Raw genomic sequence first — 22,245 nt, 5'->3', positions numbered from 1 at the left:
CTCGCTCCGACTCCCATCCTGCCAGCCGTCCGGCCCGCAGGCAGTTGAGGAAACCTCCAACGAATGCGGGCCGGAGACTTACGGTACTTAGTGCCCCATGCCCAGGCCGCCGTCCACCGGAATGACAGCGCCGGAGATGTAGCCTGCTTCCTCGCCTGCAATCCAGCGGACGACGGCGGCCACTTCCTCGGGCTCCGCGAACCGGCCGGCCGGGATGGAGGACAGGTAGTTCTTCTGGGTGTCCTCGGGCAGGGACCGGGTCATGTCCGTGTTGATGAAGCCGGGAGCCACCACGTTGGCCGTGATGTTCCGGGAGCCCAGTTCGCGGGTCAGGGACCGGGCGATGCCGATCAGGCCGGCCTTGGACGCGGCGTAGTTGATCTGGCCGGGCGAACCGTAGAGGCCTACCACCGAGGAGATCAGCACCACGCGGCCCTTCTTCATCCGGAGCATGCCCTTGGAAGCACGCTTGACCACGCGGAAAGCGCCGGTGAGGTTGGTGTCGATGACGTCGGCGAAGTCCTCTTCACTCATCCGCAGCAGCAGGGTGTCGCGGGTAATACCCGCGTTGGCCACCAGCACCTCCACCGGCCCGTGTGCGGCTTCGACCTCTGTGAAGGCCGCGTCCACGGATGCCATATCTGTCACATCGGCCTTGACGCCCAGCATCCCCTCGGGAACGTCGCCGCTGCGGTACGTGATGGCCACCCGGTCTCCCGCGGCCAGGAATGCCTGGGCTATCGCCAGCCCAATACCGCGGTTTCCGCCGGTCACCAGGACGCTGCGGCCGGACTCGTTTTCTGGGGTGCTTTGCACGGATCTTCCTTCTTTCAGCCTGTGATGGGGGTTGCCTCGATCCTACGTGCGGCGGATTCAACTTCTGCAACGCCCCCGCTAGTGAGAGAATGGACGAACCTGTTTGGAGAGTGATGGCTGCTATAGATGGCTAAGGACACAAATCGCGGGGACAGTGTTCCCCGGATCACCGCCGCGCCTAACCCGCACACCGATGAGATGCATGCCCGCATGATCAAGTACGGCGTGTCGATGGGCATCCGCGTGGTGTGCCTTTTCCTGCTGTTCTTCGTTCACGGCTGGTTGTTGTGGGTGGTTATTGCCGGTGCAGTGGTATTGCCCTATTTCGCTGTCATCATGGCCAACGGCGGCGCCGACACCCGCAACATGCAGGCCTCCGACGCCATGATCAACCAGCCTCCGGCTGCAGCTATTGACGCTCCTGCTCCGCCGCCGGACACCGCACACACAGAAGAATCCCCCGAGACCTCCGTGGTGCCGGGCGAGATAGTAGAGAACACTGATGATGACGACGACGACGACGACGACAAGGCCTAAGCCCAGCGCATGAACCTCTTGGACTCACTATCCGGCGGCCTCTCCGGCTCGCACTCCGGTACCCGCTCCGAATCCGGGGCGCCGGCCGGCCCCGAAGGCACCCCAATTTGCTCCCGCAAGGCCTGCCGGCAGGAAGCGGCGTGGCAGCTGTTGTGGAACAACCCCCGCATCCACACCCCCGAGCGCCGAAAGACCTGGCTTTCCTGCAGCGAGCACCGCGACTGGCTGGAGGACTACCTGCGCACCAGAGGCCTGTGGAAAGAAACCCTCCCACTGGCGTCCGGCACCCAAAGCGGAGCCCTGTAGATGTACCGCTTCCTTTTATCCGCCCGCTGGCTCGGTTGGCTTGTGATGGTTTGCGTCCTGGCTGCCGCGTGCGTCGGACTGGGCCTGTGGCAGATGGACCGCCGTACGGAGTCCCTGGCCGACAGTGCGCGCATCGAATCCAACTACGACGCCGCCCCGGTTGCGTACGCGGAGGCCGGAAAGTACTTCGACCGGTTCGACGAATCGGCCGAGTGGCTGCCCGTGACCCTGGAGGGCACCTACGATTCCTCGGAGCAGCGTATTGTACGGAACCGGCCCCTGAAGGGACGGCCCGGCTACGAGGTGCTGGTGCCGCTCAAGCTCGACGACGGCACGGCGGTGGCGGTCAACCGCGGCTGGCTGCCGATCGGCGACGATGAAGCGGGGCACCCGGACAGCATTCCGGCTGCGCCGGAAGGACGGGTCAGCGTTGTTGCCCGGGTCAAGGCCGCCGAGCCGGAGCTGACTCGCAGGGCTCCCGAAGGCCAGCTCGCGTCGATTGACCTTTCCGCGTTTGCGGACGAACTGGAGTACCCGTTGCACGAGGGCTCCTACGGGCTGATGGCCAGCGAAGATCCGCGCACGGCCGTTGTCCCCGAAGCTGCGCCGCGGCCGGAAGTGGATGAAGGCCTGCACCTGTCCTACGGACTGCAGTGGTACGGGTTCGCGTTGATGATGTTCCTGGGCCTGGGATACGCCGCCCGTCAGGAAGCCCTGAACCGCTATTACGACGGGATCGAGGATGACGAGGACGACGACGACGAAATCATCGCCGCCAATCCGACTCCGTCCCGCCGTCGTCCGCCGCGGAAAAAGCGCGGACCAACCGGCGAAGAAGAGGAAGACGCAATCCTGGACGCGCAGGGGTTCTAACAGGCAGCCGGGTTCCAGGCAGCTGGGGGCATGGAGTTTCCGGTACGATCCGGAGCCATGACCACGCTCCCCTCGACCCGCCGGGAACTGCGCCGCCTGCGGCTGGCCGCCTCCGGGCTGGCGGCAGCCAAGGCTGCCTCCCCCGCTGATGCCGTGGGACGGCTGCTGGCGGTGCAGGCCCAAAACGCCGCGGGAGCCGCGTGGAGCATAGGCCAGCGGACCGTCGGCGGCACCGAATCCGGTGTCCGCGCAGCCATTGCCGGGCGCGGCTTGGTTCTGACCTGGACCATGCGCGGGACCCAACACCTGGTGCGCGCCGTCGATGCTGCATGGCTGGTACCCTTGCTCGGACCCCGGGCCAACGCCCAGCAGGCGGGCCTTCGCCGGGCCGCCGGAGTGAGCGAAGAAATCCTGGACCGGTGCACGCGCGCCGTGGCCGAAGCCCTCAGCGGCGGTCCTGCGGCCCGGTCCGTACTCGTGAAAGTGCTGGCTACTGCGGGCGGACTGACCGACAGTGCTGCGGCGTCGCACGTCTTGCGGTTCCTGGCCCAGTCACAGGTCATCGTGTTCGCTCCGCCGGCAGGCAAGACAGCCATGTTTGAGCTCTATGCGCGGGTCATTTCCCCGGCCGCTCCCCTGCCCCGCGATGATGCCCTGGCGACGCTGGCGGTCCGCTACGTGCAGGGTCACGGCCCGGTGCGGGCGCAGGACCTGGCCTGGTGGAGCGGGCTCACACTGCGCGACGCCAGGCGTGCCTTCGAAGTGGCCGGAGACCGGATCACGCCGCTGACGGCCGCGGAGCCTGCCCGCGGGGAGGACCGGTGGTGGGTGGCGCCGGAACTCCTCGAGGAGCAGGAAACGGGCCGGTCAGGCGGCGTACGCCTGCTGCCGGGTTTTGACGAATACCACATCGGTTACGCAGACCGGGATCTGATCATGGCCGCGGAGCACCGCGCAGTGGTGGGTCCGGCGAAAAACGGATTGTTCCGGAACGTGCTGCTTGTGGACGGGCGGATTGCCGGGATATGGGAAAGGAACGGCTCCACGGTGGACGTGGAGCCGTTCCTGATGCCCGGACGCCGGGACGTTGATTCGGATCCTGTTGGGCTCGACCCTGCGGAACTGGAGCGAGCGGTCCAGGAGTACGGGAGTTTTCGGGAATCTCCCGGGAACGGCTCCTAGGCCAGGGTCACCAGTTCCAGGTAGTTCTCGTTCCAGTGGTCCTCGTCGCCGTCCGGCAGCAGCACCACGCGCTCGGGGTTCAGTGCTGCCACGGCGCCCTCATCGTGGCTGACCATCACCACTGCACCCGTGTAATTGCTCAGGGCGCCCAGGATCTCGGCACGCGAAGCCGGGTCAAGGTTGTTGGTGGGTTCGTCCAGGAGCAGCACGTTGGCGGAGGAGGCCACGATGGTGGCCAGCGCCAAACGGGTTTTTTCACCGCCGGAGAGGACACCAGCCTTCTTCTCCACGTCGTCGCCGCTGAACATAAAGGAACCGAGAACGCTGCGCACCTCGGCGTCGTCCATGTCCGGGGCGGAAGAACGCATGTTCTCCAGGACCGTCCGGTCCGTGTCCAGGGTCTCGTGCTCCTGGGCGTAGTACCCGACCTTCAGGCCGTGGCCGGGGATGATTTTTCCGGTGTCCGGCTTATCCACGCCGGCCAGCATCCGCAGGAGGGTGGTCTTTCCGGCACCGTTCAGGCCCAGGATGACCACCTTGGAGCCGCGGTCAATGGCCAGGTCAACGTCGGTGAAGATTTCCAGCGACCCGTAGCTCTTGCTCAGGCCCTCGGCCATCATCGGGGTCTTGCCGCAGGGTGCGGGATCCGGGAAGCGCAGTGCTGCCACACGGTCGCTGGCGCGGACGGCGTCGAGCCCGCCCAGCAGCCGGTCCACGCGCTTGAGCATGCTCTGGGCAGCAGAAGCACCGGAGGCACGTGCCTTCATCTTGTTGGCCTGGGCAAGCAGGACCCCGGCCTTCTTTTCGGTATTGGCACGCTCCCGCTTACGGGCCCGCTCGTCTGTCTCGCGCTGGACCTTGTACCGCTTCCAGTCCATGTTGTAGATGTCGATGGTGGCGCGGTTGGCATCCAGGCTGAAGACCTTGTTGACGGTGGCTTCGAGCAGCTCGGTATCGTGGCTGATCACGATCAGGCCACCGGTGTGGTTCTTCAGGAACTCGCGCAGCCAGGCGATGGAATCGGCGTCGAGGTGGTTGGTGGGCTCATCGAGGAGCATGGTGTCGGCGTCGGAATACAGGATCCGGGCCAGTTCCACACGACGGCGCTGACCGCCGGAAAGGGTCTTCAGCGGCTGGTTCAGCAGCCGGTCCGGCAGGGCCAGGTTGGCGCAGATGGTGGCAGCTTCGGATTCGGCGGCGTATCCCCCGGCGGACAGGAATTCGGATTCGAGCCGGTCGTAGCGGTTCATGGCCTTCTGCGAGATCTTCGGATCATCACTGGCCATCTCGTCCTGGCACTTTTTCAGCTGCGCGGAAACGACGTCGAGGCCGCGGGCGGAGAGGATCCGGTCCCGGCCCAGCTGGTCCATGTCCGGTGTGCGCGGATCCTGGGGCAGGTAGCCGATCTCGCCGACGCGCTTGACGCTGCCGGACGCCGGGAGGGTCTCACCGGCCAGCACCTTGGTGAGAGTGGTCTTGCCGGCACCGTTGCGGCCCACCAGCCCGATCTTGTCTCCCTTGTCCACACGGAACGAAACCGCTTCCATGAGAAGGCGTGCGCCTGCGCGCAGCTCGAGACCAGATACGGAAATCACTCAGTGGACCTTTCGAAGGGTTTATAGGTGTTGCAGATATAACGCTGCGCGGTGCGCGGGCCTCGTACCGGGTGGGAATCCACCGAGGCGGGAATGGTCACAGTGACCGATGGCAAGGCCGTGTTGGCCGGATCAGCCTTCCCAGTGTAGCCGCCATGGCCGGTTTGTAGAAAACCTCCAATGGAATCCCGTCATCCCGCCACTAGTGTTCAAAACGCAGGACCGAACCGATTTCTTCCCCAGACGAGAGAGCTGCGATGGACAACACACCGCTTGATGCACCGGGATCCACCAGCGCTGCTGCCGAGGGTTCACCCCCGCCGGCAGCCCGCCGCCAAGGCAGGCAGCGGGGATGGAAGCCCGGCGACCTGTCCCTGATTGCTGTTTTCGCCGCACTTACGGCTGCCTTCTCGGTTCTGCCCGGCATTCCGCTGGGTTCAGGGGTGCCGATCACGCTGCAGACCCTGGCGGTGATACTGACGGGAATCCTCCTCGGCCCCGGCCGCGGTGCGGCAGCCGTAGGACTGTTCCTGCTCGCGGGTCTGGCCGGATTGCCCGTCTTCAGCGGCTTCCGCGGCGGCCTGGGCGTGCTGGCCGGCCCCTCTGCCGGTTACCTGCTCTCCTTCCCGCTGGCTGCAGCCGTTGCGGGCGTCCTTGCCGGTATTGTGCTGCGGCGGGCGAACCGGGCACGGTTCCCGTTGCTGTTCGCTGCCGGGCTGGCCACCAGTTTCCTCGTGGTCCACCCTGCCGGCATTGCAGGGCTCATGGTTAATGCCCACCTGCCCTTTTCCGGCGCCCTGGTTACGGATATAGCGTTCTGGCCCGGCGACGTCCTCAAGAACATGCTCGCCGCGGCGGTGGCGGTCAGTGTGTTCAGGGCGTTCCCCCGCATGGCACCGGCCACCCGGCGGCGCCCCTGATGGCACGTATTGCCCTGGACAATGTTTCGGTGCTGCCGTCCGGCGGCGGGAGTGGCGCTGGGACTGGCGGCGGGAGTGGCGCCGAGCCGATCCTGCGTCCCTTCTCGCTGCAGTTCACCAACCCCCGCACGGCGGTGATCGGTGCCAACGGCTCGGGGAAATCCACCCTCCTGAAGTTGATCAACGGTCTGGTGCTGCCCGATACCGGAACCGTCACCGTGGACGGCCTGGATACTGTGCGCCAGGGTGCTGCGGTGCGGCGGCGGGTGGGGTTTGTCTTCACCGATCCGCTGGCCCAGCTGGTGATGCCCACCGGCAGGGACGACGTCGAGCTTTCCCTGCGCGCGTCCGTACGCAATCGGTCCGAGCGCCGTGCGGCGGCCGAGGAACGGCTGGATTCATTCGGCCTTCTCCCCCTGGCGGACCGCAGCATCTACGACCTGTCCGGGGGTGAACGCCAGCTGATGGCACTTGCTTCGGTCCTGGCCGTTGAGCCGGCGGTCCTCGTGGCGGATGAACCGAGCACCCTCCTGGACCTGCGCAACACGGCCCGGTTGCGCAGAACGCTTGCCGGGCTGCCGCAGCAAGTCATCTACACCACCCATGACCTCGAGTTTGCTGCCGACGCAGATCGGGTGCTGGTGATGGACTGCGGACGGGTGGTGTTCGACGGCGACCCCGGGGAGGCTGTCGCCAGATACCGTGCGATGGCGCTGGACCTTAGGTGAAGAGGCGTTCAGCCGGGCTGGCTTCAGCCGCGCTCCTGACGGGCGGATACCGGACCGGAACCTCCCTGCTGCACAGGGCACCGCTAGCCCTGAAGGCTGTAGTCCTGGTGCTGCTCTCCGCGGTGGTGCTCGCCTCGTCATCCTTTGTGGTGCAGGCCTCCGCTGCGGTGCTGGTGGCCGGGCTTTATGTCCTGGCACGGATGGTGCGGGAGTTGTGGGTGCCCTTGCGGTTGATGTGGCCGCTGCTGGTCCTGCTGGCTGCGGTCCAGGTGTGGATGGAAGGACCGGCTGCGGCAGTGCTGGTCACCGGCCGGATAGTGCTGTGCGTAGTAGCCGCCCGGCTGTTGACGCTGACCACGGCGCCCCAGGAACTGATGGACGGGCTGGCAGCGCTGGCCCGGCCCCTGAAGTGCCTGGGGGCGGACCCGGAGCGGTTCGCCCTGACGCTTGCCCTGATGATGCGCAGCCTTCCGTTCCTTCTCGGTTCGGCAGGCGAAGTCCGCCAATCAGCAATGGCCCGGGGACTGGAACGCAACCCGAGGGCATTGGCGGTGCCCGTGGTCATCCGGGCGGTGGCGTATGCCCACCAGACCGGTGAAGCACTGGCCGCCCGTGGGTTGGGTGAACCAACGCCGCAGCAGCCCTCCAAACGGAAGCATGCTGGCCGTCAGGGATAATCGATGGCATGAGTTTCAACGAAAACGCGCGCCTTGATTCCTCACGAGTGAGCGACCGGCGCGGCAAAGGCAAAGGCATCGCTGTTGGCGGAGGGCTGGGCGGCGGACTGCTGCTGATCCTCTCCCTGTTCTTCGGCTCCGACGTTATCGATGGGCTGGGATTAAGCGACGGCGGCGCCTCCTCCGCTGGGCAGGGCCAATCCGAAAGCATCAGCACGTGCCTGAACGGCGAGGATGCCAACGAACGCCTGGACTGCCGCATCCTCGGTACTGCGGAGAGTTTGGACAGCTTCTGGGAACCGCAGCTCGCTGAGCGCGGTGTCACCTACACCGAGCCCGGCGTGGTGCTGTTCTCAGACCAGACCACCACGGGCTGCGGAGCTGCAACCAGTGCTGTGGGGCCCTTCTACTGCCCCGCCGATGAACAGACCTACTATGACACGGCGTTCTTCTCCGATCTGGTGAACAGCTATGGTTCCTCCGGCGGACCGCTGGCCCAGGAGTACGTGGTGGCGCACGAATTCGGCCACCACATCCAGCAGCTCACGGGATCCAGTACAGGCCGCAATGCCGACCCGCAGGGACCCGAGTCCGCCTCGGTCCGGACCGAGCTCCAGGCCGACTGCTATGCGGGCCTCTGGGCACGCCATGCGGCGTCTACTCCCGCACCGGGCAGCGACGTTCCCTTCCTCGCACCGTTTACCGAAACGGACATCAACGACGCCCTCTCGGCTGCCTCTGCCGTAGGTGATGACCGGATCCAGGCTTCGGCCACGGGGCAGGTCAATCCGGAGAGCTGGACGCACGGCTCGAGCGAGCAGCGCCAGGCGTGGTTCCTGGCGGGCTACAACGACGGCGGCTCCTTGGAAACGTGCGACACCTTCAGTGCCGCTGACCTGTCACGCCCGTAAGGGTTTCCATCCGGCTCAGCACCCGTGCCCGCTGAGCCACCGCCCGCGGTGCCCCGAGCGGACCGCTCACATCCGGCCCAGCAACTCCCGCAAATCCGTAGGATCGGCATCCCCCGGAGGACGAAAGTGCACGGTGCGAATGCCGAGCGCCCGTGCAGCGGAGATATTTGCCTCGTTGTCGTCGATAAAAACCACGTCGCCGGGCTCTGCGTGCAGGTCCTTCAGGACGAGCTCGAAGATCCGGCGGTCAGGTTTGGTCATTCCCAGCGGGCCGCTGAAATAGGTCTTGGCAAAGTGCCGGGCCCATGCTGAATCGCGAAGGTAGCGCCGGGACATTTCCGTCGGCATGTTCGAAAGCACAGCCAGCTTCGCGCCTTCGCCTTCAAGGGCCCGCAAGATGCCGGCTGTGTCCGGGTTGAGGTGGGACCACTGTGCTGCGTCCAAGTCCTCCAGCACCCGCACCCGCTCCTCGTCCGCCTCGGGCAGGGCAAGCACGGCGGCCCAGTACGCAGCCGGACTGAGCAGGCCCGCGTCATAGCTTTCCCGGTGCGTCCAATAGGGGCTCGCGGGATCCTGCAGATGCTGGCCGGTCTCCAGCTTCAGTGCGGCCCAGTCTGCCGGCTCCGGCGCGGTGGAGATCACCATGCCGTAATCGAACAGGTACCAGGTGCCGGGCTTGGAAATGTTCTCGGTGTTCCCCATGCGGCGAACCCTAGCAGCGGATGTCAACGGCCATAACCGGTTCTCCTCCGCTTGACCGGGTCCCGGCAACTGACATAAGTGTCCGTGCCTTCCGGCCAGCACACGGAGGCGGCAGTGACTGGCGTGTCAAGAGTGACCAGCTGCCGCTTCAATGCATACTGAAATCCGATTCCGGAAGCCCTAGAGGTAAGGAACCTCAGTGAAGAAGAGTTATGGACTGCCCGCACTGCCCGTCTTGGCCTTGTCACTGGCTTTGTCTACCGCACTGTCAGGCTGCGGCCAGGACAGCAGGGATGACCCGGCCGAAGTCCGTTCGGACGTACGAGCGGCCTTTGCGGAGTACCAGTCCGCGGCAGCAAAGGCGGCCAAGACCATGAACGAAAACTTTGACGCCTATGAAGCCAAGTTTCAGGATGCTTTGAGCCCTGAAGAAATGACGAAGTTCAAAACCGGTGACTATGACACGGTTGAAGAAAATTACGACGCCCTGAAACCCGAGAGCCAAAAGGCGTTGGCGGACTTTCACGCGGAGTTCAACCCGATGTCCGGTTCCTACCACTGGGAGGGGATGAGCGATTCAGACCGCGCCATCATCGGGTACAACTCCATGCTGATCACTGCGTTTACGGACGAGAACGATGCGAAGGCGGCGGCGGACATCGCGGAGGCGGACATCATGGTCATCGATGCACGGCACGCGGTAATCATGTACGAAGATCCGGACCACGACGCGTCGACAACCAGCAGGGACGTTTTCATGGTGAAAGTCGGAAAAGACTGGAAGATTGACGGAGCCAAAGAGTTCGAGGACTACGTCAAGCCGAAGGAGGGGTAGCCGGCGCAATGCTGCTAGGCCGCAGGTTGGCCCACATTGACTTCGGTAAGGTCCCGGCAGAGCAGCCACTGTCCCTCTGTTAGCCGCCAGGATTCCATCAGCAGCGCACGTGCCGTGTTATCCCCGCCCACCCGGTACGTCATCTCGTAGAACACCACCGCTTCGTCGCGGCCGCGCGGGGCTACAGTACGGAAATCGGCGTGGACCGTGCTGCCCTTCAACGCAGAGACGGTAGCGCGGAAACCCTTCCGAGCCGTCGCACCGTCGAACGGCTCGGCAGACGCAGCCGCGGAGCCCAGCCATCCGTGGTACTCCGGCGCCAGGAACGCCTCGATGGGTGCACTGTCTCCGGACGCCATGGCCGCGTTCCAGGCAGTGAGGTACCGGTCGTGAAAATGGTCTGTGCTTGCAGTATTGCCCATGGCGCGAACGCTAGCAGCGCCGGCTGGGATGCTGATACCGACACGCAAAGAGCCGCCCCCGGAAAATCCGGAAGCGGCTCTTTGCCGTATCCACAGCTGCTAGATGTTGAACCCGAGGGCGCGCATCTGGTCGCGGCCGTCGTCGGTGATCTTTTCAGGTCCCCACGGCGGCATCCACACCCAGTTCAGGCGCCACTCATCAACGACGCCGTCCAGCGCCTGCGCGGTCTGCTCTTCGATGACGTCGGTCAGCGGGCAGGCCGCAGTGGTCAGCGTCATGTCGATCAGCAGTGCGCCGTCCTCGGCGTACTTCAGGCCGTACAGCAGGCCAAGGTCAACGACATTCACCCCCAGCTCGGGGTCAATGACGTCCTTGAGGGCCTCTTCGACGTCCTCAAGGGACGTGGAGGCCAGATCGGAGTCGCTCATTATTGCTCCTTCAGCTGTTCCGAATTACGCGCCGGCCGCGGCGTTGGCGCCGGTGAAGCGGTCGTAACCCTCTTCTTCGAGCCGGTCGGCCAGCTCGGGGCCGCCCTGCTCGGCAATGTGTCCGTCAACGAAAACGTGGACGTAATCGGGCTTGATGTACCGAAGGATACGCGTGTAGTGCGTGATCAGCAGCGTACCCATGCCGCCCTTGGAGTGCTCACGGTTCACGCCTTCGGACACAATCTTCAGGGCGTCGACGTCGAGGCCGGAGTCGGTCTCGTCGAGGATGGCGAACTTCGGGTGGAAGAGCTCGAGCTGCAGGATCTCGACGCGCTTCTTCTCGCCGCCGGAGAAGCCTTCGTTGACGTTGCGCTGGGCGAAGTCGGCGTCGATGCGCAGGTCACCCATGGCAGCCTTGACGTCCTTGGTCCAGTGGCGCAGCGAGGGGGCTTCGCCGTCGAGGGCGGTCTTGGCGGTGCGCAGGAAGTTGGTCATGGTGACGCCGGGAACCTCGACCGGGTACTGCATGGCCAGGAAGAGGCCGGCGCGGGCACGCTCGTCCACGCTCATGGCCAGGACGTCTTCGCCGTCAAGGGTGATGGAACCGCTGTCCACGGTGTAGCGCGGGTGGCCGGCGATGGTGGAGGCCAGGGTGGACTTGCCGGAGCCGTTGGGGCCCATGATGGCGTGCGTCTCACCGGTGTTGATGGTCAGGCTGACACCCTTCAGGATCGGCTTGCGGCCCTGTTCGGTCTCAATGCTGACGTGAAGATCCTTGATCTCAAGAGTAGACATGCGAGTTGGCTTTCTCCTTTGCACCCAAAGGTGCGTAACTAAGCGTTGGGGATGGAAGGCGGCTCAGGTTCGGGTGCCGGATCGCTCCGGCACCCGAACCCGTGTCCTAGTAGGCTCCGGAGGCTTCGAGCTCGCGCTCGACGGCGTCGGTGAGACGCTCTTCCAGGGCGGGAACCTTGATCTGCTGGATGATCTCGGTGAGGAAGCCCCGGACCACCAGGCGGCGGGCGGTGTCCTCGGGGATGCCGCGTGCCATCAGGTAGAACAGGTGCTCGTCGTCGAACCGGCCGGTGGCGCTGGCGTGGCCGGCACCCTCAATGAGCCCGGTCTCGATTTCAAGGTTCGGCACGGAGTCGGCACGGCCGCCGTCGGTCAGCAGCAGGTTGCGGTTGACCTCGTACGTGTCGGTGCCTTCTGCTTCCTTGCGGATCAGGACGTCGCCAACCCACACGGTGTGCGCGTCGCGGCCCTGCAGGGCGCCCTTGTACATCACGCGGGACTTGCAGTTGGCCACTGCATGGTCCACGAAGAGGCGCTGCTCCAGGTGCTGGCCGGCGTCTGCGTAGTACAGGCCGAACATTTCCACGTCGCCGCCGGTGGCGGTGAACTTGGAGGACGGGGTGACACGCACCAGGTCGCCGCCGAGGCTGACGACGACGTGCTTGAACTTCGCGTCGCGGCCAATCTTCGCGTACTGCGCGGAGGCGTGCACGGCGTCGTCGTCCCAGTCCTGGACCGAAACAACGGTGAGTTCTGCGCCGTCTTCGACAACAATCTCGACGTTCTGCGACAGCACGGCCGAGCCCTTGTGGTCCAGGACCACAACACCCTTGGAGAACTTCTCCGCAGTGATGACGATGTGCTGGGCGGCCGGGTCCTTGCTGACGCCGTTGATGGTCAGCGTGACGCTGCCGTCAATAACAGTCTCGGCGGGGATGGTCACGGACGTGGCCTCGCGGAAGTCTTCCCATGCGGCAGCGGCAACCCGGTCTTCGGGGATGCCGGCCGAACCGACGCGGGCGTCGGTGCGGGCAATGCTCTCCACCCGCACGCCGTCCGGCGCGACGACGGCCAGCTCGGGAGCCGTACCGTCCAGGTCCGCGGTGTGCAGTCCGCGCAGGCGCTTGAGCGGGGTGAACCGCCAGTCTTCTTCACGGCCGGTCAGTTTGCCGAAGTCAGCCCGGTGGAAGGACGTGGTGCGTCCGGCGCGCGAGCTGTCCGGGATGCCCTCTCCGCCGCCGTGGCTGTGGGACTTGCTGCTGTCGCCGCCCAGCGGTGAGGAGTCATCGTTCAGCGGGGAAAGGTTTTCGCCTTCCTCGGTGAAGCCGTCAATGCGCATCCGGTTGGTTTCCTTCGGGGAAACAACCTTCGCCTTGACCTCCTCCACTACATTGCTGACCTTTTCGGTCACGGTTTCGACGACGTCGTTAAGCTTCGACATTAACCGACGGCTCCTTCCATCTGGAGTTCGATGAGGCGGTTGAGTTCAAGGGCGTATTCCATCGGCAGTTCGCGTGCAATCGGCTCGATGAAGCCGCGCACGATCATTGCCATTGCCTCGTCCTCGGGAAGGCCGCGGGACATGAGGTAGAACAGCTGCTCCTCGCTGACGCGGGAAACAGTGGCTTCGTGGCCCATGGTGACGTCATCTTCGCGGATGTCCACGTACGGGTACGTGTCCGAGCGGGAGATGGTGTCCACCAGCAGGGCGTCGCAGCGCACGGTGTTGGCCGAGTGCGTGGCGCCTTCGCGGACCTGGACCAGGCCGCGGTAGGCGGCGCGGCCGCCGCCGCGGGCCACGGACTTGGAGATGATGGAGCTCTTGGTGTTGGGGGCAATGTGGACCATCTTGGATCCGGTGTCCTGGTGCTGGCCCTCGCCGGCGAAGGCGATGGACAGGGTCTCACCCTTGGCGTGCTCGCCGACCAGGTATACAGCCGGGTACTTCATGGTGACCTTGGAACCGATGTTGCCGTCGATCCACTCCATGGTGGCGCCCTCGTGTGCAATGGCACGCTTGGTGACCAGGTTGTAGACGTTGTTGGACCAGTTCTGGATGGTCGTGTAACGGACGCGGGCGCCCTTCTTCACGATGATTTCCACGACGGCGGAGTGCAGTGAGTCCGAGGTGTAGATCGGTGCGGTGCAGCCTTCGATGTAGTGGACGTAGGAATCCTCGTCCGCAATGATCAGCGTGCGCTCGAACTGACCCATGTTTTCCGTGTTGATGCGGAAGTAGGCCTGCAGCGGGATTTCCACGTGGACGCCCTTGGGGACGTAGACGAAGGATCCGCCGGACCACACGGCAGTGTTCAGCGAGCCGAACTTGTTGTCGCCAACCGGGATGACCGTGCCGAAGTACTCCTGGAACATCTCCGGGTGTTCCTTCAGTGCGGTGTCCGTATCCAGGAAGATGACACCCTGGCGCTCCAGGTCCTCGCGGAGCTGGTGGTAGACCACCTCGGACTCGTACTGGGCGGCGACGCCGGACACCAGGCGGCCGCGCTCGGCCTCGGGGATGCCAAGCTTTTCGTAGGTGTTACGGATATCCTCGGGGAGGTCTTCCCAGGTGTTGGCCTGCTTCTCCGTGGAACGCACGAAGTACTTGATGTTGTCGAAGTCGATGCCGGAGAGGTCTGCGCCCCAGGTCGGCATGGGCTTCCGGTCGAAGTACTTCAGGCCCTTGAGGCGAAGGTCCAGCATCCACTGCGGCTCATTCTTCTTAGCCGAGATGTCGCGGACAACTTCCTCGCTCAGGCCGCGCCGGGCGGTGGCGCCGGCGACGTCGGAGTCTGCCCATCCGTACTCGTATGTACCGATGCCCTCGAGTTCAGGGTTCTTTTCCAGGATGTCTGAAATAACAGACTCCGGCACCATGGAAGGTGCCGTCGGCTTCTGGGTTACTTGATCCGTCATCACGGCCTTTCTTGCTGATGAATGGATGTGGACTGGGGGGTCTCGGCGTGCAGTGGAACCTGCGGCGCGGATCTGTTCCGACCCACGGGAATGTGGGTCGTACAAACGTGTCCGCCCCGGGACAAAGTGGACAGTCTGCGGACGTCCACGTCCAGAAGGCGGGCAAAAACTTCGGTCTCCTTGTCACAGAAGACGGGATAGGCCGTGGCTAATCCCTGTATGGGGCAGTGCGCCTGGCACAGCTGGATGCTAAGCAGCGTACTCTTCTTCGCCCCGGCGCCGATCATGGTGGTTGATGCCACGAAGCCGTCCTTGCTCAGTTCCGCGGCCAGTGCCTGGGCGCGGTCGGCGACCTCGGGGCCTGCGGCGTCGACAACGGGACGGTACCGTTCCTCCATCTGGCCGAAGCGTTCGGCCGCGAAGGCCTCGATGGCCTGCGGGCCCAGTGCTGCACCCAGCTGGCGCAGCGCTTCGGTGGCGATGTCCAGGTAGTCATTGCCCAGATATGCCTGGCCCTGCGGACTAAGCACGTAGCGGCGGGCCGGGCGGCCGGCTCCGGATGAGGAGTTCCGCACCAGCTTGACCTGGATCAGGCCCTTGGTGGACAGGGCGTCGAGGTGGCGGCGCACGGCTGCCGGCGTGAAGCCGAGCCGTTCGCCCAGCTCAGCCGCACTGACCGGGCCGTGTTCCAGAACCGCACCCAGCACCTTGTCCCGGGTGCGCTCCTCCGCTTCGCGGGCAGCGCTCGGCGGGGCCGCCGCCTTCGTATCAGAGTTGCTCACAGAATACACAACACAAGCATGACCTAATCTGTTCCCTGATTCCACTAAGGCAAGGCTTGCCATCGGCCGTGCCGGACCCGGCAGTGCCTCGTGCGGGAGCTTGTACTACCTAACGTAGAATATGCAGGTGCCTAACGATGAACCCTGCCTGACCATTAAAGGTCTGATCAAGGACTGTGGCCCGGTTGCTGGTTTGGACGGCAGGATGGTCCGCGTGCTGGCCGGCGTCGACTTTACTGCCCGCCGCGGCGCCGTCACCGCCCTCCTTGGCGCCAACGGCGCCGGCAAGACCACCACCCTGGAGTGCGCTCAGGGCCTGCAGCCCATAGACGGCGGGGAAATCCGGCTGCTCGGGCAGGACCCTTACCGCGCCGACGCCCACCTGCGCAGCCGCGTAGGCGTGATGCTGCAGGAAGGCGGCCTGCCGCCGTCGGCCCGTCCCGTGGCCCTGCTGGAACACGTTGCCCGCATGTACGAGTCGCCCCGTCCGGTGGCCGAACTCGTGGAGCGGCTGGGTATTGGCAGCTTCGCCAACACCGGCATCCGGAGGCTCTCCGGCGGCCAGAAGCAGCGGCTGGCCATGGCGGCGGCCCTGATTGGCCGGCCCGAGGTGCTGTTTTTGGACGAGCCCAGTGCCGGGCTGGACCCGCAGTCCCGGCAGATTGTCTTCGACCTGATTTCCGAACTGCGCTCCGAGGGCCTGGGTATCATCCTTACCACCCACTTGATGGACGATGCGCAGAAGCTGGCGGACTACGTCTACATCATCGACGCCGGCAAGACCGTTGCCTCCGGTACCGTGGCCGAGCTGACCTCGGCCACCGGACATCAGGCCGAGCAGCGCCTGCTGACGTTCGACGCCGACCCGGGCCTCGACGTCGCGGCCCTCGCGTCAGGTGCACTGCAGCACCTGGACATTGCCGAGGCCGCCCCCGGGCACTACGCCCTGCGCGGTGCCCTTACTCCTTCGGACCTGGCCGCCGTCGCCGCGTGGTGGGCCGAGCGGCAGATCCTGCCGTCGTCGGTCCATATGGCCTCGCGCACCTTGGAAGACGTGTTCCTCGACCTTTCCGGAAGGACCATCCGTTGAGCGCTCCCGCTTCGCTTCCGGCACGCATCCTGAACCAGGGCCGCTATGAGGCCGTGATGATGCTGCGCAACGGGGAGCAGTTGATCCTCGCCGTGGTGCTGCCGCTGATGGCCATGGTGGCCCTGGTGGTCACTCCCCTGCTGGACGGCTACGGCACCAGCCGGATCAATATGGCCACGCCGGGCATCTTCGCGCTGTGCGCCATGTCGACTGCCTTTACCGGGCAGGGCATCGCCACGGGCTTTGACCGCCGGTACGGGGTGCTGCGGTACCTCTCCACCACCCCGCTGGGCCGGGCCGGACTGATTGCGGGCAAGGTCATTGCCGTTCTCGCCGTGCTGTGCATCCAGGTGGTCCTGGTGTCCGTGGTTGCGCTGCTGCTCGGCTGGCGGCCGGAGCTGGCAGGCCTGGTGCCCGCAGCCTTGCAGCTGGCCCTGGGCGCCGTTGCCTTCACGGCTCTTGGCCTGCTGGTGGCAGGAACCGTGCGACCCGAGGCCACACTGGCCATAACCAACCTGCTGTGGATACTGCTGGCAGCCGCCGGCGGTATCATCATCCCGGTAGGCAACCTGCCCGACCTCCTGCAGCCGTTCATCGAAGTCCTGCCCTCGGCCGCCCTTGGGGACGCCCTGCGGTCCGCGCTGATCGACTCGCAGTTCAATATTTCCGCCACGCTGATCCTTCTGGCGTGGACAATACTGGGCGGCCTGGGTGCTGTCCGCTGGTTCAAATGGAGTTAGCTACCGTGTCATCAACCTCGGCCGGAGTTCCGGCCCGGCAATCCACCGGTCCCCTGCCTGCGGCAGGACGGTTGATCCGCTCCCTCGCCGTGGCCTCGCTGGTGGCCAACATCGTTATTGTGGTGACCGGCGGTGCGGTCCGCCTGACCGCCTCCGGCCTTGGCTGCCCCGAGTGGCCGCTGTGCACCGCTGACTCGCTGGTGACGACGCCGCAAATGGGCGTGCACGGCATCATCGAGTTCGGCAACCGGATGCTGACCTTCGTGCTGACCGCCGTTGCCTTTGCCACCGTGTTCTCCGTCTGGCGGATCCGAGCCCAGCGCCGCGACCTCTGGTGGCTGTCCATCGGACTGCTCGCCGGCATCCCGGCGCAGGCCGTGGTTGGCGGCATCACCGTGCTCACCGGCCTGAACCCCTGGATTGTGGGCCTGCACTTCATCATTTCCATGGTGCTGATTGTCGCCGCCGTGGTGTTGGTGAACCGTGCCTGGCTGTCCTCCGGAGACCTGGTCGTCCGTCACGCCCCGCTTGCCGGCAAGACCCTTCGCCCGCTGCTGGGCGCCATGGGCGTCCTTTCCGGCATCACCGTGCTGCTCGGCGTCATGGTCACCGGTTCCGGTCCGCATGCGGGAGACCACGGAGCGGCCCGCAACGGGCTCAACCCGGACCTCATTACCCGCGTCCACGTGGTGCCCGTCTATCTGCTGGTCTTCGCGCTGGCGGTTGCCCTTTACCTGGTCTTCCGCCGCACGGCCGACGCCCGGGTGCGCAATGCGGTGGTGCTGCTGGCCGTCGTCGTCCTGGCCCAGGCCGTGATCGGCTATACGCAGCATTTCCTGCACCTGCCGATCGCCCTGGTGGCACTGCACATGCTCGGTGCATGCCTGCTCACTGCTGCGGCTGCGCAGGCGGTCTTTACGGGATATGCCAAGCAGGTCCCCGGCAGCGCCGGTGATGCTGCCGCTCCGGTGTCCGGTGCCCCTGCCGGGCGCTAGGCCGCACTGACTTAACGCTAACGGCCGGGTCCCCTTCGGGGCCCGGCCTTTTTGCTGCCGGGTACCTGCAGTGGAAGGGTTCCGGGCACAGTCCCGCGGACAGTGCCGTTCCCGGACCTTCCGTACAGCTGATGCGGCCTGAGAGCCCGCCAGGCCGCGTTACCTGTACAGGAGACGGCGTGAGCAGGGGCTTTGGGCGCTCTTTCGGACAGCTGATGCGGCTAGGCTGCCCGCCGGGCCGCATTACCTGTACAGAAGGGGGCAAGGGTACCGGCCCCAAACACAGCAGTGGCCGGACCCCCGAAAGGACCCGGCCACGCAGGAACCGTAAAAGCTAGACCAGCGAGCTGCCCACAAACGGGTCCACGGCCAGGGCCAGGAACAGGATGGTGAGGTAGCTGATGGACAGGTGGAAGACCTTCATGGCCGACTTGTCGTCAAGCTCCTCGCGCTGTGCACGGGAATGCAGCTTGTGGGACTCCGCCACGAACCATGCACCGGCCAGCACTGCGGCCACCGTGTAGACCCAGCCGGCTCCACCGGCGGGAACCAGCAGCAGCGAGCAGGCCACCGTGGCGTAGGCGTACAGGACCACCTGGACCGAGACGAGCTTGGCTCCGGCAACGGCGCCGAGCATGGGCACGCTGGCGTTGCGGTAGTCCTCGCCGTACTTCATGGACAGCGGCCAGTAGTGCGGCGGCGTCCACAGGAAGATGATCATAAAGAGGATGACTGCGGGCCATTCCACCTTGTTGGTGACGGCAGCCCAGGCAATCAGCACCGGCATGCAGCCGGCCATTCCGCCCCACACGATGTTCTGGGTGGTGCGGCGCTTGAGGATCAGCGTGTAGAAGACCACGTAGAGCAGGATTGCGCCGACGCCGAGCAGGCCGGTCAGCGGATTGGCGCCGAACCAGAGCAGGGCGATGGCCACGATGCCCAGCACCCAGGCGAAGACCAGCGCTTCCCGCGGGGAAACCTCGCCGGTGACCAGCGGACGGTTCTTTGTCCGCTTCATCAGCTTGTCCATGTCGCGGTCGATGTAGCAGTTGAACGCACCGGCGCTGCCGGCCGCCAACGCCCCGCCAACCATGGTGGCCAGGATAAGGCCAAGCGAGGGAAGGCCCCGCTCCGCGAAGATCATGGTGGGCAGGGTGGTTACGAGCAGAAGCTCGATGACGCGTGGTTTGGTGAGCGCCACGTAAGCCCGGGCCTTGCGGCCCGCCGTCATCTTCCCCGTGTAGATAGGGGATTCGGCATGCTGGGTAGTCACGAAGCGATCACTTTATCCAATCTGGAACGAAAAAGTCCGTCCCCATCATAACCTCTATCGGCTGTAGAAATCGAAGCATCAAACGCGCCCGGGCGTATCCGCACACAGGTGGACGGCGCAGCCCCGGCCCGCGGATCCGTGGAGCCCCGGTCCGGACCCTGCCGGAGGCCCGCCGGAGCGGCACGGGGCAGGCAGGAAGCAGCCGTAGAGGATAAGGTTGGAGCGGACCTTTCCCCCGGCAACGCTGCGGCGTGGCGGGAGTGGGCCAATACAAAGAAGCACCCGGTATTTTCGAAGCACCCGCTTTTCGAAGCGCCCGGTATTTTCAGTCTCCGCAACGCAGGTTGCGAAAGGCGGAATCAATTGCTGCCGCAGATGCGGTATCGATTTCCGCCCGCAGTTGGTTGTAGTGGTAAAGGCACCGGAGGCACCCTGTGGGTTCACGGGGACTTCCGGGCATGTCCGGCGCTGTGCGGCGCCGGTTATCTGCACAGAGAGGGGCCCGGTAAACGTGCCACATATGGAAGAGCAAGAACTGACCTGGACCGAAACGGACCGCAAGGCAGTGGACACTGTCCGCGTCCTGGCGGCCGACGCCGTGGAAAAGGTCGGCAACGGCCATCCCGGCACGGCCATGAGCCTGGCCCCTGCCGCGTACCTTCTGTTCCAGAAGGTCATGCGCCACGATCCGTCGGATCCGCACTGGATCGGCCGCGACCGGTTCGTCCTCTCCCCCGGGCACACATCCCTGACCCTGTACATTGAGCTCTTCCTCGCCGGCTACGGCCTGGAACTCGAAGACCTGAAGTCGCTGCGCACCTGGGGCTCCAAGACCCCCGGCCACCCCGAGTACCGCCACACCGACGGCGTCGAGATCACCACGGGCCCGCTGGGCCAGGGCCTGGCTTCCTCGGTTGGTTTCGCTTTCGCCCAGCGCCGCCTGCGCGGCCTGCTGGACGCCGACGCCGCAGAAGGCACCAGCCCGTTCGACCACACTGTCTGGGTTATCGCGTCCGACGGCGACCTGCAGGAAGGCGTCACCGCCGAAGCCTCCTCGCTGGCCGGGCACCAGGAACTGGGCAACCTGGTCGTGATCTACGACGAGAACCACATCTCCATCGAAGACGACACCGACATTGCCTTCACCGAAGACGTGCTCAAGCGTTACGAAGCGTACGGCTGGCACACCCAGCGCGTGGACTGGACCAAGACCGGCGAATACGTCGAAGACGTCAACGAGCTCTACAACGCCCTGATGGCGGCCAAGGCCGAAACCGGCCGGCCGTCCATCATTTCGCTGCGCACGATCATCGGCTGGCCTGCTCCGAACAAGCAGAACACCGGCAAGATCCACGGCTCCGCCCTGGGCACCGACGAGGTAGCCGCGCTGAAGGAAACACTGGGCTTCGACCCGGCTAAGAGCTTCGACGTCGACCCCGAGGTCCTCGAGCACGCCCGTCAGGCAGTAGCCCGCGGTGCCGAGGAACACACCAAGTGGAACGAAGGCTTCAAGGCCTGGCAGGAAGCCAACAGCGAAGGTTCGGCCCTGCTGGCCCGCCTGGAGAAGGGCGAACTGCCCCAGGGCTGGGAAGCGTCGCTGCCCGTCTTCGAAGCAGGCAAGGACATGTCCACCCGCGCCGCGTCCGGCAAGGTCCTCTCCGCCATCGGCCCGGCCCTGCCCGAACTGTGGGGCGGTTCCGCTGACCTCGCGGAGTCCAACAACACCACAATCGAAGGCTCCCCGTCCTTCATTCCCGCCGGGAAGCAGACCAACGCCTGGGCCGGCAACCCCTACGGCCGGGTGCTGCACTTCGGCATCCGCGAGCATGCAGCCGCGGCGATCGTCAACGGCATCACGATGGACAGCAACACCCGCGCGTTCTCCGGTACGTTCCTGATCTTCAGCGACTACCAGCGCCCGGCCATCCGCCTTGGTGCCCTGATGGGCGTTCCGGCCATCTACGTCTGGACCCACGACTCCATCGGGCTCGGCGAAGACGGACCGACCCACCAGCCGGTGGAACAGCTCGCGTCCCTGCGCGCCATTCCCGGGCTCGACGTCGTGCGTCCGGGCGACGCCAACGAGGTGGCCGTGGCCTGGCGGACCATCCTGGAGAACACCGAGAACCCGGCCGGCATTGTGCTGACCCGGCAGAACATTCCCACCTACGCCCGGGGTGAAGGTGCGGCTACCGCCAACACGTTCGCCTCGGCAGAGGGCGCCGCCCGAGGCGGCTACGTGCTGGCCGAAGCTGTACGCGACGGCTTGGTTGTCACCCCGGACGTCATCCTGGTGGGCACCGGTTCCGAGGTCCAGCTGGCCGTCGAGGCCCGCGAAGCCCTCGCCGCCGAAGGCGTGGCGGCCCGCGTCGTCTCGATGCCCAGCATCGAATGGTTCAACAAGCAGGACCAGGACTACCGCGAGGCCGTGCTGCCCCAGGACATCCGGGCCCGCGTCTCCGTGGAAGCCGGCATCGCCCTGGGCTGGCGCGAGGTTGTCGGCGACGCCGGCCGCAGCGTTTCCCTGGAGCACTTCGGCGCTTCCGCCGACTACAAGACGCTGTACCGCGAATTCGGCATTACGGCCGACGCCGTGGCGCAGGCAGCCCGCGATTCCCTCGCAGCTGTTTCCGGCAGCGGATCCGCCCCGGCCGGCACCACCGGTGCCTCCTCCGGAGCCAAGTCCACCGAGACCGGCGACCAGCAGTAGACCCTTACTAA

Annotated in this window: 23 protein-coding genes; 13 read left to right on the top strand and 10 right to left on the bottom strand. The window is 65.5% G+C overall.

Annotation, left to right across the window (positions count from 1 at the left end; genetic code table 11):
• Positions 1-87 precede the first annotated feature (87 nt).
• The gene (locus tag QNO06_RS09200; protein WP_227911353.1) at positions 88-816 is read right to left on the bottom strand and encodes a beta-ketoacyl-ACP reductase; all 729 of its coding nucleotides are present in this window, start codon (positions 814-816) and stop codon (positions 88-90) included.
• Between the two features lie 126 nt (positions 817-942).
• On the opposite strand from QNO06_RS09200, the gene QNO06_RS09195 reads away from it, so the two are divergent.
• Genes QNO06_RS09195 through QNO06_RS09180 form a run of 4 tightly spaced genes read left to right on the top strand, consistent with a single transcriptional unit; the run spans position 943 to position 3,714 of the window.
• Positions 943-1,353, top strand: coding sequence for a DUF3099 domain-containing protein (locus tag QNO06_RS09195; RefSeq protein WP_227911352.1), 411 nt, complete (start codon positions 943-945; stop codon positions 1,351-1,353).
• Positions 1,354-1,362: 9 nt separating this feature from the next.
• Positions 1,363-1,659 (top strand): hypothetical protein, encoded by a 297-nt coding sequence (locus QNO06_RS09190; RefSeq protein WP_227911351.1) that lies wholly within the window; start codon positions 1,363-1,365, stop codon positions 1,657-1,659.
• A complete protein-coding gene (locus QNO06_RS09185) occupies positions 1,660-2,532 on the top strand; it encodes an SURF1 family cytochrome oxidase biogenesis protein (RefSeq protein WP_227911350.1) in 873 nt (290 codons plus the stop codon). It abuts the gene before it with no gap.
• A gap of 57 nt (positions 2,533-2,589) precedes the next feature.
• On the top strand, positions 2,590-3,714 hold the full coding sequence (locus QNO06_RS09180) for a winged helix DNA-binding domain-containing protein (protein WP_227911349.1): 1,125 nt from the start codon (positions 2,590-2,592) through the stop codon (positions 3,712-3,714).
• On the opposite strand, the gene QNO06_RS09175 is transcribed toward QNO06_RS09180, so the two are convergent.
• A complete protein-coding gene (locus QNO06_RS09175) occupies positions 3,711-5,309 on the bottom strand; it encodes an ABC-F family ATP-binding cassette domain-containing protein (protein ID WP_227911348.1) in 1,599 nt (532 codons plus the stop codon). The genes QNO06_RS09180 and QNO06_RS09175 overlap by 4 nt on opposite strands.
• A gap of 257 nt (positions 5,310-5,566) precedes the next feature.
• Between QNO06_RS09175 and QNO06_RS09170 the strand changes: the two genes are divergently transcribed.
• Genes QNO06_RS09170 through ypfJ form a run of 4 tightly spaced genes read left to right on the top strand, consistent with a single transcriptional unit; the run spans position 5,567 to position 8,545 of the window.
• The gene (locus tag QNO06_RS09170; protein ID WP_227911347.1) at positions 5,567-6,229 is read left to right on the top strand and encodes a biotin transporter BioY; all 663 of its coding nucleotides are present in this window, start codon (positions 5,567-5,569) and stop codon (positions 6,227-6,229) included.
• On the top strand, positions 6,229-6,957 hold the full coding sequence (locus QNO06_RS09165; RefSeq protein WP_227911346.1) for an energy-coupling factor ABC transporter ATP-binding protein: 729 nt from the start codon (positions 6,229-6,231) through the stop codon (positions 6,955-6,957). Before QNO06_RS09170 ends, QNO06_RS09165 begins: the two co-directional genes overlap by 1 nt.
• Complete coding sequence (locus QNO06_RS09160) at positions 6,954-7,634, top strand: energy-coupling factor transporter transmembrane component T family protein (protein ID WP_227911345.1); 681 nt, start codon at positions 6,954-6,956, stop codon at positions 7,632-7,634. The genes QNO06_RS09165 and QNO06_RS09160 overlap by 4 nt, the downstream gene beginning before the upstream one ends.
• An 8-nt stretch (positions 7,635-7,642) precedes the next feature.
• Entirely contained in the window at positions 7,643-8,545 is a 903-nt protein-coding gene (gene ypfJ / locus QNO06_RS09155) for a KPN_02809 family neutral zinc metallopeptidase (RefSeq protein WP_227911344.1), read from the top strand.
• Positions 8,546-8,611: 66 nt separating this feature from the next.
• Here the strand turns inward: ypfJ and QNO06_RS09150 are convergent, their stop codons facing one another.
• Positions 8,612-9,247 carry an HAD family hydrolase gene (locus tag QNO06_RS09150; protein ID WP_227911343.1) on the bottom strand — a complete coding sequence of 212 codons (636 nt, stop codon included), beginning with the start codon at positions 9,245-9,247 and terminating at the stop codon, positions 8,612-8,614.
• Positions 9,248-9,446: 199 nt separating this feature from the next.
• On the opposite strand from QNO06_RS09150, the gene QNO06_RS09145 reads away from it, so the two are divergent.
• The gene (locus QNO06_RS09145) at positions 9,447-10,082 is read left to right on the top strand and encodes a hypothetical protein (RefSeq protein WP_227911342.1); all 636 of its coding nucleotides are present in this window, start codon (positions 9,447-9,449) and stop codon (positions 10,080-10,082) included.
• A 14-nt stretch (positions 10,083-10,096) separates the two neighbouring features.
• On the opposite strand, the gene QNO06_RS09140 is transcribed toward QNO06_RS09145, so the two are convergent.
• From QNO06_RS09140 to QNO06_RS09115, 6 genes are all read right to left on the bottom strand, one after another.
• Positions 10,097-10,504 (bottom strand): DUF4440 domain-containing protein, encoded by a 408-nt coding sequence (locus QNO06_RS09140; protein ID WP_227911341.1) that lies wholly within the window; start codon positions 10,502-10,504, stop codon positions 10,097-10,099.
• Between the two features lie 99 nt (positions 10,505-10,603).
• Complete coding sequence (locus QNO06_RS09135) at positions 10,604-10,933, bottom strand: metal-sulfur cluster assembly factor (RefSeq protein ID WP_227911340.1); 330 nt, start codon at positions 10,931-10,933, stop codon at positions 10,604-10,606.
• A 24-nt stretch (positions 10,934-10,957) separates the two neighbouring features.
• The gene (gene sufC / locus QNO06_RS09130; RefSeq protein ID WP_227911339.1) at positions 10,958-11,728 is read right to left on the bottom strand and encodes a Fe-S cluster assembly ATPase SufC; all 771 of its coding nucleotides are present in this window, start codon (positions 11,726-11,728) and stop codon (positions 10,958-10,960) included.
• Between the two features lie 106 nt (positions 11,729-11,834).
• Positions 11,835-13,067, bottom strand: a complete 1,233-nt coding sequence (sufD, locus tag QNO06_RS09125; protein ID WP_227911584.1) for a Fe-S cluster assembly protein SufD — start codon at positions 13,065-13,067, stop codon at positions 11,835-11,837.
• A gap of 101 nt (positions 13,068-13,168) precedes the next feature.
• Entirely contained in the window at positions 13,169-14,644 is a 1,476-nt protein-coding gene (sufB, locus tag QNO06_RS09120; protein WP_269437332.1) for a Fe-S cluster assembly protein SufB, read from the bottom strand.
• Positions 14,644-15,435: a helix-turn-helix transcriptional regulator gene (locus QNO06_RS09115; RefSeq protein ID WP_227911338.1), complete on the bottom strand. Its 792-nt coding sequence runs from the start codon at positions 15,433-15,435 to the stop codon at positions 14,644-14,646. Before QNO06_RS09115 ends, sufB begins: the two co-directional genes overlap by 1 nt.
• Before the next feature lie 118 nt (positions 15,436-15,553).
• Here QNO06_RS09115 and QNO06_RS09110 point away from each other — a divergent pair, with 118 nt between their 5' ends.
• From QNO06_RS09110 to QNO06_RS09100, 3 genes are read left to right on the top strand one after another with little or no spacing between them, the layout of a single operon-like run.
• Complete coding sequence (locus tag QNO06_RS09110) at positions 15,554-16,516, top strand: ABC transporter ATP-binding protein (RefSeq protein WP_442860129.1); 963 nt, start codon at positions 15,554-15,556, stop codon at positions 16,514-16,516.
• Positions 16,513-17,256 carry an ABC transporter permease gene (locus tag QNO06_RS09105; RefSeq protein WP_227911336.1) on the top strand — a complete coding sequence of 248 codons (744 nt, stop codon included), beginning with the start codon at positions 16,513-16,515 and terminating at the stop codon, positions 17,254-17,256. The genes QNO06_RS09110 and QNO06_RS09105 overlap by 4 nt, the downstream gene beginning before the upstream one ends.
• Positions 17,257-17,261: 5 nt before the next feature.
• Positions 17,262-18,251, top strand: a complete 990-nt coding sequence (locus QNO06_RS09100; protein ID WP_227911335.1) for a COX15/CtaA family protein — start codon at positions 17,262-17,264, stop codon at positions 18,249-18,251.
• Positions 18,252-18,585: 334 nt separating this feature from the next.
• On the opposite strand, the gene QNO06_RS09095 is transcribed toward QNO06_RS09100, so the two are convergent.
• Positions 18,586-19,482 (bottom strand): heme o synthase, encoded by an 897-nt coding sequence (locus QNO06_RS09095; RefSeq protein ID WP_227911582.1) that lies wholly within the window; start codon positions 19,480-19,482, stop codon positions 18,586-18,588.
• A gap of 562 nt (positions 19,483-20,044) precedes the next feature.
• Between QNO06_RS09095 and tkt the strand changes: the two genes are divergently transcribed.
• Entirely contained in the window at positions 20,045-22,234 is a 2,190-nt protein-coding gene (gene tkt, locus QNO06_RS09090; protein ID WP_227911334.1) for a transketolase, read from the top strand.
• The last annotated feature ends 11 nt before the right edge of the window (positions 22,235-22,245 follow it).

Origin of the sequence: Arthrobacter sp. zg-Y20 (assembly GCF_030142075.1) — a bacterium.
Lineage (GTDB): Bacteria > Actinomycetota > Actinomycetes > Actinomycetales > Micrococcaceae > Arthrobacter_B.
The sequence above is the reverse complement of the archived record's forward strand: the minus strand, read 5'-3'. Positions and strand labels throughout refer to the sequence as shown.

Excerpts from the sequence above, each read along its gene's own strand:
- QNO06_RS09195 (WP_227911352.1), top strand. The coding sequence starts at position 943 with ATGGCTAAGGACACAAATCGCGGGGACAGTGTTCCCCGGATCACCGCC.
- QNO06_RS09190 (WP_227911351.1), top strand. The coding sequence starts at position 1,363 with ATGAACCTCTTGGACTCACTATCCGGCGGCCTCTCCGGCTCGCACTCC.
- QNO06_RS09185 (WP_227911350.1), top strand. The coding sequence starts at position 1,660 with ATGTACCGCTTCCTTTTATCCGCCCGCTGGCTCGGTTGGCTTGTGATG.
- QNO06_RS09180 (WP_227911349.1), top strand. The coding sequence starts at position 2,590 with ATGACCACGCTCCCCTCGACCCGCCGGGAACTGCGCCGCCTGCGGCTG.
- QNO06_RS09170 (WP_227911347.1), top strand. The coding sequence starts at position 5,567 with ATGGACAACACACCGCTTGATGCACCGGGATCCACCAGCGCTGCTGCC.
- QNO06_RS09165 (WP_227911346.1), top strand. The coding sequence starts at position 6,229 with ATGGCACGTATTGCCCTGGACAATGTTTCGGTGCTGCCGTCCGGCGGC.
- ypfJ (WP_227911344.1), top strand. The coding sequence starts at position 7,643 with ATGAGTTTCAACGAAAACGCGCGCCTTGATTCCTCACGAGTGAGCGAC.
- QNO06_RS09150 (WP_227911343.1), bottom strand. The coding sequence starts at position 9,247 with ATGGGGAACACCGAGAACATTTCCAAGCCCGGCACCTGGTACCTGTTC.
- QNO06_RS09140 (WP_227911341.1), bottom strand. The coding sequence starts at position 10,504 with ATGGGCAATACTGCAAGCACAGACCATTTTCACGACCGGTACCTCACT.
- QNO06_RS09135 (WP_227911340.1), bottom strand. The coding sequence starts at position 10,933 with ATGAGCGACTCCGATCTGGCCTCCACGTCCCTTGAGGACGTCGAAGAG.
- sufC (WP_227911339.1), bottom strand. The coding sequence starts at position 11,728 with ATGTCTACTCTTGAGATCAAGGATCTTCACGTCAGCATTGAGACCGAA.
- sufD (WP_227911584.1), bottom strand. The coding sequence starts at position 13,067 with ATGCGCATTGACGGCTTCACCGAGGAAGGCGAAAACCTTTCCCCGCTG.
- sufB (WP_269437332.1), bottom strand. The coding sequence starts at position 14,644 with ATGACGGATCAAGTAACCCAGAAGCCGACGGCACCTTCCATGGTGCCG.
- QNO06_RS09095 (WP_227911582.1), bottom strand. The coding sequence starts at position 19,482 with ATGACGGCGGGCCGCAAGGCCCGGGCTTACGTGGCGCTCACCAAACCA.
- tkt (WP_227911334.1), top strand. The coding sequence starts at position 20,045 with ATGGAAGAGCAAGAACTGACCTGGACCGAAACGGACCGCAAGGCAGTG.